Below are 16,360 nucleotides of genomic sequence, written 5' to 3'. Positions count from 1 at the left end.
GGAGTTGCCGGTCGGGGGCAGGTGTGCAGCTGGGGCACCTCCCTGGCCCCAGCGTCCACGTCAGGTCACTGGAAAGCGGGCCGCTCCGGGTCCAGTACCGCCCTGCCCTCCACCGGAGACGACGCCTCGGCGAAGTGCCGTCGAGGGATCCGTCCCGCCCGGTACGCCAGCCGTCCCGCCTCCACCGCGTGCCGCATCGCGTGCGCCATCAGCTCGGGCTCCTGCGCCCGCGTCACCGCTGAGGCGAGCATCACACCCGCGCACCCGAGCTCCATCGCCAGGGCCGCGTCGGACGCCGTGCCCGCTCCCGCGTCCAGGATCACCGGCACACGCGCGTGCTCGACGATCAGCTGGAAGTTGTGCGGATTGCGGATGCCGAGGCCCGAGCCGATCGGTGAGCCCAGCGGCATGATCGCCGCGCAGCCGACATCCTCGAGCTTCCGGGCGAGCACCGGGTCGTCGTTCGTGTACGGCAGCACGGTGAAACCGTCGTCCACCAGGGTCTCCGCCGCGTCCAGCAGCTCGATCGGGTCCGGCAGAAGGGTGCGCTCGTCGGCGATGACCTCCAGCTTGACCAGGTCGGTGCCGAGCGCCTCGCGCGCGAGGCGGGCCGTCAGGACGGCCTCTCCGGCGGTGAAACAGCCCGCCGTGTTCGGGAGCACCCGGATGCCGAGCCTCTCCAGTACGGACAGCACCGAGCCGTGCACCGAGGGGTTCACGCGCCGCATGGCGACCGTCGTCAGCTCGGTGCCGGAGGCGATCAGCGCTCGATCGAGCACGTCCAGGCTGGGCGCTCCGCCCGTACCCATGATCAGCCGGGACGAGAAGGACGTACCGCCGATGACAAAGGGATCGTCGGCCATGGGTCAGCCTCCTTGGACGGCGGTGAGGACTTCCACGCGGTCTCCCTCGGAGAGGGACGTCGAGGGCCACTGCGCGCGCGGGACGACGGTTTCGTTGAGCGCGGCGGCCACCCCGGAGGGCGCCGGCGTCAGCGTCCGCACGACGGTGTCGAGAGCCGTGCCGGGAGCGCACTCCCGCGGCTCTCCGTTGACGGAGATGTTCATGCCGGCTGCTCCAGGAGTTCCGCGGCGCCGAATCGCCTCGGGGTGAACGGGCGTGCCACGTCGGGGAGTTCGCCCGTCGTCAGGACGTGCGCCATGGCGTCCCCGGTGATCGGCGTGAGCAGCACGCCATTGCGATAGTGGCCGGTCGCGAGCACCAGTCCGGTCAGTTCCGTGGGCCCGAGCAGCGGGGCGTTGTCCGGGGAGCCCGGGCGCAGTCCCGCGCGGGTCTCGGTCAGCGGCAGCTCGGTGATGCCGGGGACGAGTTCGTGGGCGTCCCGCAGCAGCTCGTACACCCCGCCCGCGGTCACCGTCGTGTCCCAGCCGAGCTCCTCGCTGGTCGCGCCGATCACCAGCTCGCCGTTCTCCCGCGGCACCAGGTAGACCTGGCTGCCGCGGACCACGGCCCGCACAGTGCGGCTCAGGAAGGGCGCGCGGTGCGGAGGCACGGTCAGCCGCAGCACCTGGCCCTTCACGGGCCGTACCGGGGGCAGGACGTCCTGGGGGACCCCTTCGAGGCGGCCGCTGAGGCTTCCGGCGGCGAGCACCACCTGGCCCGCGCCCAGCTCGTCGCCGTCGGTCGTGGTGACCCCCGCGGCCCGGTTCCCTGCGACACGGAGGCCCTTGGCCCACGCGCGGTGGAAGACGACACCCGCCTGCTCGCACGCGGCCAGCAACGCGCGCGTGAGCCGTCGTGGATCGATCTGGTGGTCGCCGTCCACCCGCAGTCCGCCCCGCACCCCCGGTGCGAGCATCGGCTCCAGGCGTCGGCACTCCCGGCCGGACAGCCACTCCGACTCCAGCCCCGACTGCCGCTGAAGCGCGTGCAGTTCGCGCAGATGGGCGCGGTCGTCGGCGTCCAGGGCCACGGCGAGCGTGCCGCAGCGGCGGTAGCCGAGGTCGAGGCCGGTCAGGTCGGTGAGCTCGGCCGCGAAGTCGGGATAGCGGTGGGCCGAGGCGAGGTTCAGCCCCAGCAGGGTCTGCTCGCCGTAGTGCAGTTCGGTGACCGCGGCCAGCATCCCGGCGGCCACCTGGGCGGCCCCGCCGCCCGGTTCGGGGTCCACGACGGCCGTGGTGAGTCCGCGCTGCGCTGCCCGCCAGGCCGTGACCAGGCCGATGATGCCGCCTCCGACGACGAGGACGTCTGACGTACGTGAGGACATGGGCGTCCAGCCCCTCCCTTCGCCGGCATGACCCGGATCAGGTTCGTACGGTCGGAGGCCGCCAGCCTCCCTCTCAGCCCGGTGCGTCCGGGCTCCCGCGAGTGCTCTACGTTGGCCACCCTAGCCCGTGCCCGCGCGCCTCTGTAAGGGAGCCTTCCGCCATGCCCCGCTCGCTCGACGGCCTCGTCCTCGCCCCGGTGGCCGATCAGGCCCCAGGTCAGGTGGGTACACGGACCCGGTTCACCTACCACGAGAAGGACGGGGAGATCTGGGCCGAGTACGCGGGCGGTGACGTCGTACGCGGACATCTCGTCGGCACGCGCGCGGGGGACCGTCTCGACTTCCGGTACGTGCAGCTCAAGCACGACGGAACGACATCCTCCGGGCACTGCGTCTCGACGGTCCTGGAGCTTCCCGACGGCCGGCTGCGGTTGGAGGAGACGTGGGAGTGGGAGTCGCAGTCGGGCAGCGGGACGAGCGTTGTGGAACAGGTCACTGAGCACGACTCCTGACTGACTGATAGTCAGGTGACTAGGGTGATCAAATGAGCGAGCAGACGCAGGCGCAGCGGCGGGTGGTCGTGGTCGGCGCGGGCATGGCCGGCGTACAGACCGCGGTCGCCCTGCGCGAACAGGGATTCAAAGGCACCGTCACGGTGATCGGCGCGGAACCCCATCAGCCGTACGACCGTCCGCCGCTGTCCAAGGCCGTCCTGCTCGGCAAGGCCGAGGGTTCCGCCTTCGACGTGGACTTCGAGGCCCTCGGCATCGAACTGCTGCTCGGCCGTGAGGCGCTCGGTGTACGTCCCGAAGCGCACGAACTGGACACCGAGGCCGGGCCCGTCCCGTACGACGCCCTGGTCCTCGCCACCGGTGCCGAACCGATCCGGCTGCCCGGCACGGAGGGTGTGCCGGGCGTGCATCTGCTGCGCACCCTGGACGACGCCGAGCGGCTGCGGCCTGTGCTCGCCCGGCAGCACGACATCGTGGTCGTCGGGGCGGGCTGGATCGGCGCCGAGTTCGCCACCGCCGCGCGCGAGGCGGGCTGCGCGGTGACGGTCGTGGAAGCCGCCGACCGGCCGCTCGCGGGCGCGCTGCCCGCCGAGGTGGCCGCGCCGATGACCTCCTGGTACGCCGACGCGGGTGCCGTGCTGCGCACCCACGCGCGCGTGGAGCGCGTCGAGCCCGGCGCGGTCGTCCTGGACGACGGCTCCCGGGTGGCCGCGGGCGCGGTCGTGGTGGGCGTCGGCGCCCGGCCCGCCACGGCCTGGCTCGCCGGTTCGGGCATCGAACTCGGCGCCCACCGCGAGGTCGTCGCGGACGACCGGCTGCGCACTTCCGTGCCGGACGTCCACGCCGTCGGCGACTGCGCCTCCTTCCCCTCGGGCAGGTACGGCGAGCGCCTGCTGGTCCACCACTGGGACAACGCCCTCCAGGGCCCCCGCACGGTGGCCGCCGACATCCTGGGCGAGACCCGCACGGTCTACGACCCCGTCCCGTACTTCTGGTCCGAGCAGTTCGGCCGCTTCGTCCAGTACGCCGGCCACCACGCGTCCGCCGACACGACGCTGTGGCGCGGCGAGCCGTCGGGCCCCGCCTGGACGGTGTGCTGGCTGCGCGAGAGGCGCCTGGTGGCCCTTCTGGCGGTGGGCCGGCCCCGCGACCTGGCCCAGGGCCGCCGCCTGATCGAGGCCGGCGCGGAGATGGACCCGGAACTGCTGGTGGACCCGGCGAGGCCGCTGAAGGCGGCGACGGCTTAGGCGCCCACCGGGTGGCGCTGTGAGAACTGGGTTCCCCCGCCGGGGGCGCCCCGGCTTCCGACTGTCAGTGCGGGATGGCACGCTTAATCCCGTGACCGAGATTGACGCAAAGATCGATGCTCTCGTCCCCGCCTGGCTCACCCTCCCCGACATCGCAGAGTTGCTCGATGTCGAGGTGACGCGTGTGCGGCAGCTGGTCAAGGACGGCCAGCTCATCGCCGTACGCCGTGGTGAGAACCGCGCGCTGCACGTCCCCGCCGCCTTCATCGACGGGGCCGAGCAGAAGGTCGTCAAGGGCCTGGCCGGGACCCTGACGCTCCTGAGGGACGACGGCTTCACCGACGAAGAGATGCTGGAGTGGCTCTTCACGCCCGACGAGAGCCTGCCGGGCACCCCCGCGCAGGCCCTGAGTGAGAATCGCGGCACGGAGGTGAAGCGCCGGGCCCAGGCGCTCGCCGTCTGATCCGAACCACACCGGCGTACGGGCCGTGACCGCCGAGGCCACGGCCACGGTCCGGCACGGCCCGTACGCCACCGAACCCCGGGGGAGACTCACGCATGCCCGACACCACCCGTGACCGGCTCGCCGGCGCCCGCGTCTACCTCTGCACGGACGCCCGCAAGCGCCAGGGCGACCTCGCCGAGTTCCTGGACGCGGTCCTGGCCGGAGGCGTCGACATCGTGCAGCTGCGGGACAAGGGCATGGAGGCGGCCGAGGAACTGGAACATCTCCAGGTCTTCGCCGACGCCTGCGCGCGACACGGCAAGCTCCTCGCGGTCAACGACCGGGCCGACGTCGCCCACGCGGCGCGCGCCGGTGTGCTGCACCTCGGCCAGGGCGACCTGCCCGTCCCCGCCGCCCGCGCGATCCTCGGCGACGACATCCTCATAGGCCGCTCCACGCACGCCGAGGCGGAGGCCGCCGCGGCCGCGGTCCAGGACGGCGTGGACTACTTCTGCACCGGCCCCTGCTGGCCGACCCCCACCAAGCCCGGCCGGCACGCCCCCGGCCTCGACCTGGTCCGGTACACCGCCGCCCTCGGCACCGACCGCCCCTGGTTCGCCATCGGCGGCATCGACCTCGGCAACCTCGACGAGGTCCTGGACGCCGGTGCCCGCCGGGTCGTGGTCGTCCGGGCGATCACCGAGGCGGACGACCCGGGCGCGGCCGCCGCGGAGTTCGCGAAGCGGTTGCGTGACACAGCGTGAGGAGCTGGCGTTCGGCGGTCACATGATCGTCCCGGTGTCCGAGGGGTGGACAACAAGTCGACAAAACGGGCAAATTTCCGTGATCCGGTTGGGCGACCGCTGCCCCCTGGCTAACCTGCGGGTATGGCCCTAGGAACCGCATCCACCAGGACTGACCGCGCACGCACGGTGCGTGACATGCTCGCCGCAGGCAAGACGACGTACTCCTTCGAGTTCTCGGCGCCGAAGACCCCCAAGGGTGAGCGGAACCTGTGGAGCGCGCTCAGGAGGGTCGAAGCGGTCGCCCCGGACTTCGTCTCCGTCACCTACGGCGCCGGTGGCTCCACCCGCGCGGGCACGGTCAAAGAGACCCAGCAGATCGTCGCGGACACCACGCTGACCCCGGTCGCCCACCTCACCGCGGTCGACCACTCCGTCGCGGAACTGCGCAACATCATCGGCCAGTACGCCGACGCCGGGATCCGCAACATCCTGGCCGTGCGCGGCGACCCGCCCGGCGACCCGATGGCCGAGTGGGTGGCGCACCCGCAGGGCCTGACCTACGCCGCCGAACTCGTCCGGCTCATCAAGGAGTCGGGCGACTTCTGCGTCGGCGTCGCGGCCTTCCCGGAGATGCACCCGCGCTCCGCCGACTGGGACTCCGACGTCACGCGCTTCGTCGACAAGTGCCGCGCCGGCGCCGACTACGCCATCACCCAGATGTTCTTCCAGCCGGAGTCGTATCTGCGGCTACGTGACCGAGTCCACGCGGCGGGTTGCGCGACCCCCGTCATTCCCGAGGTCATGCCCGTGACCAGCGTGCGGATGCTGGAGCGGCTCCCACAGCTCAGCAATGCGAGCATCCCCTCCGTCCTGAAAGAGCGGATCCTCACAGCAAAGGACGATCCGACCGCTGTACGCTCGATCGGAATCGAGTTCGCCACGGAGTTCTGCGCCCGGCTGCTGTCCGAGGGAGTGCCCGGACTGCACTTCATCACGCTCAACAACTCCACGGCGACGCTGGAAATCTACGAAAACCTGGGTCTGCACCATCCACCGCAGGCCTAGACCGGCCGCACGTATATACGACACACTGCGTAGCGGTCACTGGGAGAGGGGCGTACATGGGCTGGACGGTCCTCTACATCGCGTTCGGAATCGTCGCGCTGTGGCTGCTCGGCGAGGTGCTGCTGCAGTACAAGGCACGTTTGCGCTGGCGACTGCTCGCCTTCGTGGGCTTCCTCGGTGTGGTCCTCGGCGTGCTGATGCCGTCGGTGGTCGTCATCGGGCTCGGCGCGATCGCCTTCGCGGTGGGCCAGACCTACGTCACGCTGTCGTTCCGCCGCGGCTTCGAGCAGGGCTGGGCGGTCAACCCGCCGGCCGCGCTGGGCGGTCTGACCGGCGGCAAGAAGAGCCGTCGTGAGCGCGGCCGCGAGGAGCCCGACCTGGAGGTCTCCGACCTCGAGTCAGGTGACGCGGCCCACGGCGACGAAGCCGGGTACGCCCAGGGCCGACCGGACGCCTCCGGCTACGGCCACGACGACTACGACCGCGACGACGTCTTCACGCCCGCGCGCTCCGCCGCGCCCACGGCCGCCGAGACCACCTCGGTCTACGAGCCGCAGCCCCTGCCGGACGACACCGGCTCCTACGGCATATACAACGACTCCTCCTACGCCGGTGACCAGTCCTACGCGTCCGCGGGCCAGACCCAGGACCAGTACGCGACGGCCGCCGCCGACCAGACGTACGGCTACGACGGCTACTCCGGCTACGACCAGCAGCAGTACGGCTACGACCAGGCCGGGCAGCAGCAGTACGCCGCCTACTCCGACCCGTACATCGGCACCCAGACCTATGGCGCGGGGTCGTACGACGCCTCCTACGGCGGCCAGCAGCAGTTCGTCCAGCAGGGCTACGACCAGTACGGCGGGACGTACGGCGGCGAGACCCCGGCCGGCGGGGTGTGGGTGCCGCAGCAGCGCACCGACGAGCCCTACGGTGGCGAACTCCCGCAGGAGCAGGGGTACTACCAGGACAACAGCGGCCAGGGGCAGCAGAACCAGGGCCAGGGGTACGACGAGCAGTACCGCTTCTGAAGCGGGGCGGCTCCGTCACTGGGAACCGCGGAACTCCGGTCCTTCCACGATCAGCCCGGCTACCAGCGACCCCGACATGCCCGCGTGGGGGAGACCGCCGCCGGGATGCGACCAGCCGCCTGCAGTGAACAGGCCGGGTACCGCTGTGCTGTTGGACGGGTGCAGGGTGCCTTCGCCGCCCGCCAGCGAGGGCGGGGGGACGGCGCCGCCCGTGGCCCCGGTCTCCCGCTCGGTGTGCACAGGCGTCCGCACCTCGCGCCAGAGGATCCGCTCGCGCAGGCCCGGCATCGCCCGCTCGGCGGCGGAGACCATGCGGTCCGCGAGGGCCTCGACGACTCCCGGGGTGGCCCAGTCGTACCCAAGGCCGCAGGGCACGGTCGCCGTCAGCACCACGGACTCGTGGTCCGCGTCGGGGCGCAGGGCAGGGTCGTCCGGCCGGTCGATCCGCACCGTGAGGTTGGGCATCTCCCCGTGCGAGAAGAGGCCCAACTCGCCCTGCGGATCGGGGCTGTAGACCACCGTGCGGTGCACGGCGTCCGGCTCCCGCGCTCTGCGCAGGGCGAGGCACAGCACGACCCGGCCCGGGTGCAGGTCCTCGGCGCCGGGAAGGACCTCCTTCGTGCCGTAGAGCTCACGACCCGGTACGAGCCCGCGTAGTCGCCAGGGTCCGGTTCCGACGACGGTGTCCGCCTCCACGACCGCCCCGTCGGACAGCTCCAGACCTGCCGCGCGACCGTCCTTCTCCAGGACGCTCGTCACCTCGGCGCCGAAGTGGAACTCGACCTTGCGCTGGACGCACCGCTCGTACACCGCCCGCGCCAACTCCCGCATCCCGCCCCGGACGTACCAGGTCCCGAAGGCGTGCTCCATGTATGGCAGGACGGCCGCGCTCGCCGGCGCGCTGCCGGGGTCGACGCCGTGGGCGAGCGCATGGCCGTACAGCAGGGCCGCGAGCCGCGGGTCCCGCAGCTCCCAGGCGCCGATCTCGTACAGCGTGCAGGCCCGTCGGGTGCGCAGCAGCCGTTTGTGCGGCACCGCGGGGTAGGGCTCCCGCTGCAGCACCTGCCAGTTGGGCCACAGGGGCTCCTCCAGCAGCGGCCTGCGGGTGCGGTCCCAGGCCTCGCGGGCCCGGATGAGGAAGTCACCCCAGCGTCCGCCCGCGCCTGCGCCGAGGGCCTCGTCCAGTGCGGCGACCACTCCTGCGCGCGAGGCGTTCGGCAGGGACACCTCGGTGCCGTCCGTGAAGATGTGCCGCGACGACGGATCGACCTGGACCAGCTCGACGACCGACTCCAGCGGCTCCTTGCCGGTCTTGATGAACAGATCGCGGTAGACCGCGGGGAGGGTGAGCAGTCCCGGCCCGGTGTCGAACCCGAATCCGTCCCGCTCCAACCGGCGCACCGCACCGCCGTACGTCTCCGTACGCTCGTACACCGCCACCCGGTGGCCCGCGACGGCCAGCCGGGCAGCGGCCGCCATCGCGCCCATCCCGGCGCCGATCACCGCAATCCGTGCCATGCCTGCGACTTTATCGGCCGCCACTGACACTCCGACCGCGGGCGGCCGGCTTGCCGACGAGGACCTGCGGCACACCGTCGCCGGCCGTCAGCCGGGCGGTCGTCCCATTCGTGCCGCGAGGCGTTTCTCCTCCCGGCGTTGGGCCCTGCGGCGTCGGAATCTTCGGATGCGGGAGATCAGGAAGTAGAGCGTCAGCAGGCCGGCCAGCAGCAGTACGCCCGCGATGACCGCGGCCGCCTCCGGGTGGAACATCGCGAAGGTGACGACGCCGGCGACCCCGAGATCCTCGGCCAGGCTCAGGATCACGTTGCTGAAGGGCTCGGGCGAGGTGTTGACCGCCATGCGCGTGCCCGCCTTGACCGTGTGGCTGGCCAGGGCCGTCGAACCGCCGATCAGGCTCGCCGCCACATCGGAGAGCGAACCGCTCTGACCTGCGAGCAGCGCGCCGACCCAGGCGCCGGCGACGGGACGGATCACGGTGTGGACCGAGTCCCAGGCCGAGTCGACGTACGGGATCTTGTCGGCCACCGCCTCGCACAGGAACAGCACGCCCGCTGCGACGAGGACCTCAGGGCGCTGCAGGGTCTCGGGGACGTCGTCGCTCAGCCCCGTCGCGCCGAACACGCCGAGCAGCAGCACCACCGCGTAGGCGTTGACGCCGCTGGCCCAGCCGCTGGTGAACACCAGAGGGAGTACGGACACGGACGCGATCGTAACCAGTCGGCCGCGGAGCGGTCTGGGGGTGAGTGCGCAGGACTGAGTATCCGTACCTAGGGGGTGAGATGAGTACGCGCGCGGATGGGCCCCGACCTGCTCGAACGAGAGAGTGGAGCCACGGCGAAGGGGAACGGCTCCGGCACCGGCGACACGGGGCGCCGGAACGGAGCCGCCCCGGATCCGCTCCTTCCGCCGGCCGAGGTCGGCGGGAGCGAGGCACGGGGGAACCCGGGAAAGCGGGGGAACGACCGAACGGGGGCCCAACGGGGGGACGGGGGAGAACGGGGGAATCGGGGGAGCAGGAGAAGGCGCCGGTTCGAGGTGGCCCGCGGGGGACGCGGCCACACCGGACCGGCGCTTTCGCATGTCAGCCTCGTGTCACCCCCGGCGCCCGCTCACCCGCCCCTGCAACAGCCGCGACAGCGCCGCGTGCACGTCGTCCAGAGAGCGCTCGGGCTGGAAGGACTGCCAGTCCAGGGCGGCCACCAGGACCATGCCGACCAGGGCGGAGGCGGTCAGCGGTACGTCGATCTCGTCGCTGAACTCACCGTTCTCCACGCCCTCGCGCAGGACGCCCTCCACGACCGCCACGGCCTGCTGACGGACCACCATGAGCGTGGACTGCCAGGCCCTGTTGGTGCGCCAGAGCTCGGCCACGTACAGCTGCGTGAAGGCCGGGTAGCGGTCGATGAAGACGAGACCGGCCCGGATCATCGCGTCCAGGGCGTCGACCTTGCCGCCACCCGCGCGTGCCGTCGATTCCGCCGCGTCCCTCAAGGAGGCGGTGAGAAGGCCCACGCCGTGCCGCAGCAGTTCCTCGAAGAGGACGGACTTGCTCGCGAAGTTGTAGTAGACCGTGCCCTTCGCGACTCCGGCCCGCTCGGCGATCTCGTCGACCGTGGTGGCGGAGAAGCCCTGCTCGGCGATGAGCGTGACGGCCGCCTCGTAGAGCTTCTGCCGGGTGGCCTCTCGGCGCGTGCTGACGCCCGCCGTGGCGCTGCTGCTTTCCATGCTCCTGATTCTCACAGGTGAGGCCGCCCTTGAGGTCGCGGAAGGGCTCACAGGGTCAGCTCCGGGTGCAGCCGGTCCAGCGTCCACACCTGCCGGCGGCGGGCCGACAGGGCGGTCAGCGCGAGGGCGCCCGCGGTGAAGGCGAGGAGCACCACGCACGCGTGCCACACCGGAGAGAGACCACCGCCCGTGATGAGCCTCCTGAGGGCGTCCACGACGTAGCTCATCGGCAGGAAGGGGTGGATCGCGTTGAAGAAGCCCGGGCTGGTCTGGACGGGGTAGGTGCCGCCCGCGGACGTCAGCTGGAGCATCAGGAGTGCCAGGACGAGGATCCGGCCCGCCGCTCCGAAGCGTGCGTTCAGCCATTGGACGATCGCCGCGAAGCAGGCCGTCACGAGGAAGAGGAAGCCCACGGTCCCGGCCGCCCGCGCCATCTGCAGGCCGATCGCCCAGTGCAGTACCGACATCAGGGCCACGGTCTGGAGCACTCCGATCGCCACCACGGGCAGCCACCCGGCCAGCGCGATCCGCCAGGCCGCGGCACCGGCGGCGAGCGCACGCCGGTTCATCGGTGTGATCAGCATGTACGCCACCATCGCGCCCACCCACAGGGACAGCGGGATGAAGTACGGGGCGAACCCGGTGCCGTAGTTCGGCGCCTTGTGCAGGTCCCTGGAGACCAGTTGGACCGGGTCCGCCATCACGTCGGTGCGTCGGTCGCGGTCCTTCTTGTCGTAGTCGGGGATCTGCGAGGCGCCGTCGTGCAGCCCGTCGGAGAGCTTCTCGGAGCCGTCGGCGAGCTTGTACATGCCGCCGCTCAGGTCGTCGGCTCCGGTCCTGAGCCGGCCGACGCCCTCGTCCAGGTCCTGAGCGCCGGTCCGCGCGGTGCCGAGGCCGGAGTGGAGCGTCCTGGCGCCGGCGGCGACCTTGCCTGCGCCCTGGTTCAGCTGGTTGATCTTCGCTACGGCGTCGTCCAGGTCCTCGGAGAGGCGGGGCGCCCGGTCGGCGAGCGCTCGGGCCTGCTGCTGGAGCGTGGCGAGCCGGCTGTCGAGCTTCTTCAGGTCGCCGTTCTGGTCGGCGACGAGAGCGTTGACGTCGTCGGCGACCTTCGCCACGTCGGCGGCGGCCTGCTCGGCCTTCTTCAGGTCGGCGCAGGCTGGGTCCGGCAGCACGGGGTCCGTACAGCGTGCCTTGTAGACGGCGTTCAGGGTGGCGGCGGCCTTGTGCGCTCCCTCGGCGGCCGCAGGGGCGGTCCTGACCAGGGTGTCGAGATTGTGGCGGACGGCTCCGGCCGAGTCGGCGACGAGCCGCGCGGTGTCGCCGATGGCCTTCTCGTTGCCTTCGAGGAAGGGGCCAGCCTTGTCCGCGATCCCGTTGACCCTGTCGGCGAGGCTCTGGGTACCGTCGGCGACCTGCTGTGCGCCGTCCGCGAGGTCACCCGAGCCCGTGTCCAGCTTCGCCAGCCCGTCTGCGAGCTTCCCGCTGCCCGCCTCGGCGTCCTTCAGGCCCGTGGCCAGGTCCTCGGATCCCTTCTCCGCCTTGCCGATGCCGCCTTCCAGGTCGTCGGCCCCGTCGGCGGCCTTCACCGCGGCGCCGTGGATGTCGGAGAAGGAGATGAAGATCCGGTCCAGGAAGGACCGCGACGCCTTCGTGGACGCGGCCCGGCGCACCTCGGCGAAGACCGTCCTTGAGATCTGCCCGACGATGTAGTTGTTCGAGTCGTTCGTACGGACCTGGAGGGCGCCGGTCTCGGGGGAGTCACCCGCGCTGGAGGCGATCCGCCCGCTGAAGTCGCGCGGCATGGTCAGCGACAGGTAGTAGGTGCCGTTCTCGACACCCTTGCGTGCCTCGGCGGCGCTCACCTGGTGCCAGTCGAAGGTGTCGCTCTCGCGCAACCCCTTGGTGAGGTCGTCGCCCGCGGTCAGTTTCCTGCCGTCGGCGGTGGCGCCCCTGTCGTCGTTCACGAGGGCGACGGGGATGCGGTCCAGGCGGCCGTACGGGTCCCAGAAGGACCACAGATACAGGGCGCCGTACAGCAGCGGCAGCACGAGCAGCGCCACCAGGGCGGCGCGGGGCAGCTTCCCCCTGCCGAAGCGGCGCAGCTCAAGCGCGGCCAGTCTCGGCGAGCGCATCGGCCGTCTCCTTCCGGGTGTGCGTGTCCTCTTGCGGTTCAGGTCGCGTGGACACCGTCACGGCGTCCTTCGGGGCCTCGCTGCACACGGCCACGACCGTCGTCCCGGCCGCGGCGAGGGACCTCAGCAGCGCCCAGGCCTCGGTCCGCTCGGCGTCCGACAGCTTCAGGTCCAGGTCGTCGACGGCGAGCAGACGCGGGCGGCCGATCAGGGCCAGGGCGATCGACAGCCGCAGGGCCTCCAGGCGTTCCAGATCGCGTACGGCCGTTCGCGCGCCCTTGGGCAGCGCTTCCCGGTCGAGCCCGGCGGCCGTCAGCGCGGTGTCGATCCTCAGCCTCGCCTCGGACCTGCGCTCCTCGCGCGGCCGCAGCAGCGTGCGCACCGAGTCGCCGAACCGGCGCTGCAGCAGCGCCCGTTCACGCAAGTGCTCCGCGACGGTCAGGGCCGGGTCGAGGTCGGTGACCCCGGCGACGTTCGCCGGTGCGCTGAACCGGCGCACAGCCGCCAGCTGCTTCGGCAGCCGCGCCCCGCCCACGGTCGCCGTCCCCTCGGTGGCCTTCATCCGCCCGGTGAGCGCGAGCAGCAGGCTCGTACGGCCGGACCCCGAGGGCCCCTCCACGGCGATCAACGCGCCGGGCTCCGCGGCGAGGTCGACCCCGCGGAACGCCCAGCCGCGAGGCCCCTCGAGCCCGAAACCTTCGGCCGTGACAGCGATTCCGTCCACGGCCACCCCCTGATCTTCTTGAATCGAGAACTTTTTGAACTGACTGGTCAGTGCAAAAACTAACCCGAACCTTCGATCGAAGCAAAAGTCCAGGTCAGAACGGATTGTCAGTGGCATACCTCACGATGGGCACATACGGCACTCCGTAGCGGGATGTGCCGGCAACCAGACGACAGGAGGTTCGTCATGGCCAGCTATCACGCAGCCGCCGCCCGTCGGCGCCGCGCCACCGGCCCTGCCCCCTCACTGACCGGCCCGGCGAGCGACGTACACCCTGTGCTGCGCCGGGCGACGGCCCCGCCCGCCGCCCTCGACCTGCTCGCCCAGGCCCGCGCCGGCCTCGACGAGGCCTCGGCGCTGGAGACGTCGAACGAGCGCTATGCGACGGCGCATCTCGCCGCCCTGCGCACCGCGGCCGCCGTGCTCGCCGCGCGGGGGCGTCCGGAGCCCACGCCCCGACGCCGCGCCAAGATCCGGAGCGCCTGGGAAGTGCTCCCGGAGATAGCGCCCGAGCTCACCGAGTGGAGCGCGCTGTTCGCCTCCGGGGCCCGGCGCCGCGCCCGGGCCGAGGCCGGCATCCAGGGCGCGGCCAGCCGCCGGGACGCGGACGACCTCATACGCGACGTGGCGATGTTCCTGCGCCTCGTCGAGCGGATGCTGGTGCTCCAGCCGGTCCTGCCCCAACCACGCCAGGACGCGGACCAGCCCGAGGGGGGCGCCGGCGACACCGACCGCGACCGTGACTTTCCGGACGCGGGCTGAGCACGGCGACTCGGGCAGTCGTTCCACGGGGGGTGGTCCAGGAGGCGGCCGCTCGCCGGTGGCGGCCAGGGGGGAAGCGTCTCGCGGCCGTCGGCAGAGAATGCTCGCGGGTGGCGGCCTGGACGGACACTCGCGGGTGGGGTCCGGAACACGTGTCGCGGGGGAGGCCCAGGACGCAGCCTTACGCGGGTGCCCCGGCAAACCGCCTCTCGACCGGGGTAGGCGCCGCGCCCCCTGCCTCGACCCGACACGGACCGCGGAGCACCGCCCGTGGATCACCCCGCCGAGCCTCAGGCGCCGCCGCTTTCCCGACCCGGAGCGGGCCGCGGAGTGCCCTCCGTGGACCATCTCGCCGAGCCGCGGGCGCCGTCTCCCGGCCTCGACCCGGCGCGGACGCGCGGAGCACCGCCCGTGGATCACCCCGCCGAGCCTCAGGCGCCGCCTCCTCGACCCGGCGCGGAGCGATCCACGGAGTGCCCTCCGCCCTCCGCCGACCGCCCCGCCAAGCCGCTTCTCGCAGCGCCCCGTGCTCCGCTCCGGTCGCCCGTCGTTCCCGCCGCCCCGGCCGGTGGGACGTGCCCCTGGCCGTGGCACCGCGATGGCTGGGTGCGGCGGTGGAGGCAATAGGGTGGGGAGCGCCTGAAGCCTCCCCGTCCACGCCCCCGGCCGGGAAGGCGCCCCGATCGCTCCGCCGTGCAACGGGCGGTGCCGCGCCGAGGAGTCAACTGCCGTGTCGGACCCGCTGCGACCCCGCGCCTCTCTCCGTACCGCCGTGGTCTGGGAGGTCCTCCAGGACGCCCTCGACCGCCGGGTCAAGGCCACGGGACGCCAGGCGCTGGACGTCCTCGACACCGGAGGCGGCAGCGGCAACTTCGCCGTGCCCGTCGCCCGCCTCGGCCACCAGGTCACCGTCGTCGACCCCAGCCCGAACGCGCTGTTCGCCCTGGAGCGCCGCGCGGCCGAGGCCGGAGTCGCCGACCGGGTGCGAGGCGTCCAGGGCGACGCCCACGGCCTCTTCGACGTGGCCGAGCGCGGCGGCTACGACGTGGTGCTGTGCCACGGCGTCCTGGAGTACGTGGACGACCCGGCCGAGGGCATGCGCAACGTCGTGGCCGCCCTGCGCACCGAGGGCGTCCTCAGTCTGCTCGCCGCCGGTCTCGGCGGCGCCGTGCTCGCCCGGGCCCTGGCCGGCCACTTCAAGGAGGCCAGGCAGGCGCTCGACGACCCGAACGGCCGCTGGGGCGACGGCGACCCCGTGCCGCGCCGCTTCACGGCCGAACAGCTCACCGCGCTCGTCGAGGGCGCGGGCCTCACCGTAGGCGCGGTGCACGGCGTGCGGGTCTTCGCCGACCTCGTCCCCGGCGTGCTGGTGGACACCGAGCCCGGCGCCCTGGATGCCCTGCTGAAGCTGGAGGAGGCGGCGGCCGAGCTCCCCGCCTTCCACTCCGTGGCCACGCAGCTCCATGTGCTCGGCGAGACCCGTGAGGCCGCCGAGGCCTGAGTCGCCCCCTGTGCCGGAGTGCTGATCAGGTACTTGCGGGCACATGGAGTACGCCACAGGCCCCCCGATCGCGCGCGCAGCGCCGTATGATCGAGGGAGACCGACCGGCATGACGGGACGGCCGCTGGGGAATGACAAGATTCAGCAGCCGGAGCGTTCATGGCGGAATCCGGTTGGCCAATTGGCGCAGAGGGGCGGGTTTCACGGGGGCGATTCCCTGCCTATCCTGAAGGGACCCCCCGAGTCGCCCCGGCGACTGCACGATGAGGAGGACTCCGTGCCGCTCTCGGAGCACGAGCAGCGCATGCTCGAGCAGATGGAGCGAGCGCTGTACGCCGAAGATCCCAAGTTCGCGTCGGCGCTCGAGGGAAGCGGGCTGCGTACGTACACCCGGCGGCGGGTCTACCAGGCAGTTGCCGGCTTCCTCGTAGGTATCGCGCTCCTCATGGCCGGTATGGTCGCCAAGCAGGTGTGGCTCAGCGTGGTGGGCTTCCTCGTCATGCTGGGTTGCGCGGTACTCGCCGTGACCGGCTGGCGCAAGGCCCCCAAGCCGGGCGAGCAGCCCGCCGCGGGCGCCCCGCATGCCCGTCGCCAGGGACGCCAGAAGCGCTCGATGATGGATCGGATCGAGCAGCGCTGGCAGCGGCGACGAGACGAGCAGGGCGGCCAGTAGCCGGCCCGCCGAGCCGCTCCCACAGACGTTTTGAGGGGGTGAGCACCCA

17 protein-coding genes and 1 riboswitch are annotated in these 16,360 nt (G+C 72.2%); of the genes, 9 read left to right on the top strand and 8 right to left on the bottom strand.

From position 1 onward, the window contains the following. Window positions 1-65 precede the first annotated feature (65 nt). From RNB18_RS11625 to thiO, 3 genes are all read right to left on the bottom strand, one after another. Window positions 66-863 (bottom strand): thiazole synthase, encoded by a 798-nt coding sequence (locus RNB18_RS11625; protein ID WP_311714032.1) that lies wholly within the window; start codon window positions 861-863, stop codon window positions 66-68. 3 nt (window positions 864-866) lie between these two features. After that, window positions 867-1,067: a sulfur carrier protein ThiS gene (gene thiS / locus RNB18_RS11620; protein WP_311714031.1), complete on the bottom strand. Its 201-nt coding sequence runs from the start codon at window positions 1,065-1,067 to the stop codon at window positions 867-869. Next, the gene (gene thiO, locus RNB18_RS11615; protein WP_311714030.1) at window positions 1,064-2,227 is read right to left on the bottom strand and encodes a glycine oxidase ThiO; all 1,164 of its coding nucleotides are present in this window, start codon (window positions 2,225-2,227) and stop codon (window positions 1,064-1,066) included. Before thiO ends, thiS begins: the two co-directional genes overlap by 4 nt. Then, window positions 2,225-2,336, bottom strand: a riboswitch (TPP riboswitch). It overlaps the preceding gene by 3 nt. Window positions 2,337-2,388: 52 nt before the next feature. Between thiO and RNB18_RS11610 the strand changes: the two genes are divergently transcribed. From RNB18_RS11610 to RNB18_RS11585, 6 genes are all read left to right on the top strand, one after another. Beyond that, a complete protein-coding gene (locus RNB18_RS11610) occupies window positions 2,389-2,739 on the top strand; it encodes a hypothetical protein (RefSeq protein ID WP_311714029.1) in 351 nt (116 codons plus the stop codon). A 32-nt stretch (window positions 2,740-2,771) separates the two neighbouring features. Further along, on the top strand, window positions 2,772-3,986 hold the full coding sequence (locus RNB18_RS11605) for an NAD(P)/FAD-dependent oxidoreductase (RefSeq protein WP_311714028.1): 1,215 nt from the start codon (window positions 2,772-2,774) through the stop codon (window positions 3,984-3,986). 91 nt (window positions 3,987-4,077) lie between these two features. Beyond that, window positions 4,078-4,449, top strand: coding sequence for an Rv2175c family DNA-binding protein (locus RNB18_RS11600; RefSeq protein WP_311714027.1), 372 nt, complete (start codon window positions 4,078-4,080; stop codon window positions 4,447-4,449). 95 nt (window positions 4,450-4,544) lie between these two features. After that, on the top strand, window positions 4,545-5,195 hold the full coding sequence (thiE, locus tag RNB18_RS11595; RefSeq protein ID WP_311714026.1) for a thiamine phosphate synthase: 651 nt from the start codon (window positions 4,545-4,547) through the stop codon (window positions 5,193-5,195). 123 nt (window positions 5,196-5,318) lie between these two features. After that, entirely contained in the window at window positions 5,319-6,242 is a 924-nt protein-coding gene (metF, locus tag RNB18_RS11590) for a methylenetetrahydrofolate reductase [NAD(P)H] (RefSeq protein ID WP_311714025.1), read from the top strand. Between the two features lie 56 nt (window positions 6,243-6,298). Beyond that, on the top strand, window positions 6,299-7,273 hold the full coding sequence (locus tag RNB18_RS11585) for an SCO2102 family sporulation regulator (protein WP_311714024.1): 975 nt from the start codon (window positions 6,299-6,301) through the stop codon (window positions 7,271-7,273). Window positions 7,274-7,288: 15 nt separating this feature from the next. On the opposite strand, the gene RNB18_RS11580 is transcribed toward RNB18_RS11585, so the two are convergent. The 5 genes from RNB18_RS11580 to RNB18_RS11560 all read right to left on the bottom strand — a co-directional run bounded on the left by RNB18_RS11580 (window position 7,289) and on the right by RNB18_RS11560 (window position 13,381). Beyond that, window positions 7,289-8,791 carry a phytoene desaturase family protein gene (locus RNB18_RS11580; RefSeq protein ID WP_311714023.1) on the bottom strand — a complete coding sequence of 501 codons (1,503 nt, stop codon included), beginning with the start codon at window positions 8,789-8,791 and terminating at the stop codon, window positions 7,289-7,291. Window positions 8,792-8,878: 87 nt separating this feature from the next. After that, window positions 8,879-9,493: a DUF4126 domain-containing protein gene (locus tag RNB18_RS11575; protein ID WP_311714022.1), complete on the bottom strand. Its 615-nt coding sequence runs from the start codon at window positions 9,491-9,493 to the stop codon at window positions 8,879-8,881. Between the two features lie 393 nt (window positions 9,494-9,886). Beyond that, complete coding sequence (locus RNB18_RS11570; RefSeq protein WP_266525610.1) at window positions 9,887-10,519, bottom strand: TetR/AcrR family transcriptional regulator; 633 nt, start codon at window positions 10,517-10,519, stop codon at window positions 9,887-9,889. 47 nt (window positions 10,520-10,566) lie between these two features. After that, window positions 10,567-12,651, bottom strand: coding sequence for a YhgE/Pip domain-containing protein (locus RNB18_RS11565; RefSeq protein WP_311714021.1), 2,085 nt, complete (start codon window positions 12,649-12,651; stop codon window positions 10,567-10,569). Further along, window positions 12,623-13,381: an ATP-binding cassette domain-containing protein gene (locus tag RNB18_RS11560; protein WP_311714020.1), complete on the bottom strand. Its 759-nt coding sequence runs from the start codon at window positions 13,379-13,381 to the stop codon at window positions 12,623-12,625. The genes RNB18_RS11565 and RNB18_RS11560 overlap by 29 nt, the downstream gene beginning before the upstream one ends. Before the next feature lie 180 nt (window positions 13,382-13,561). Here RNB18_RS11560 and RNB18_RS11555 point away from each other — a divergent pair, with 180 nt between their 5' ends. The 3 genes from RNB18_RS11555 (at window position 13,562) to RNB18_RS11545 (ending at window position 16,311) form a co-directional block, all read left to right on the top strand. Beyond that, window positions 13,562-14,137 carry an SAV_6107 family HEPN domain-containing protein gene (locus RNB18_RS11555; RefSeq protein ID WP_311714019.1) on the top strand — a complete coding sequence of 192 codons (576 nt, stop codon included), beginning with the start codon at window positions 13,562-13,564 and terminating at the stop codon, window positions 14,135-14,137. 730 nt (window positions 14,138-14,867) lie between these two features. Beyond that, window positions 14,868-15,638 (top strand): methyltransferase, encoded by a 771-nt coding sequence (locus RNB18_RS11550; protein WP_311714018.1) that lies wholly within the window; start codon window positions 14,868-14,870, stop codon window positions 15,636-15,638. Between the two features lie 277 nt (window positions 15,639-15,915). Beyond that, window positions 15,916-16,311, top strand: a complete 396-nt coding sequence (locus RNB18_RS11545) for a DUF3040 domain-containing protein (RefSeq protein WP_057618523.1) — start codon at window positions 15,916-15,918, stop codon at window positions 16,309-16,311. Window positions 16,312-16,360 lie beyond the last annotated feature (49 nt).

Origin of the sequence: Streptomyces doebereineriae, assembly GCF_031845645.1 — a bacterium.
Classification (GTDB): domain Bacteria; phylum Actinomycetota; class Actinomycetes; order Streptomycetales; family Streptomycetaceae; genus Streptomyces; species Streptomyces canus.
The sequence above is the reverse complement of the archived record's forward strand: the minus strand, read 5'-3'. Positions and strand labels throughout refer to the sequence as shown.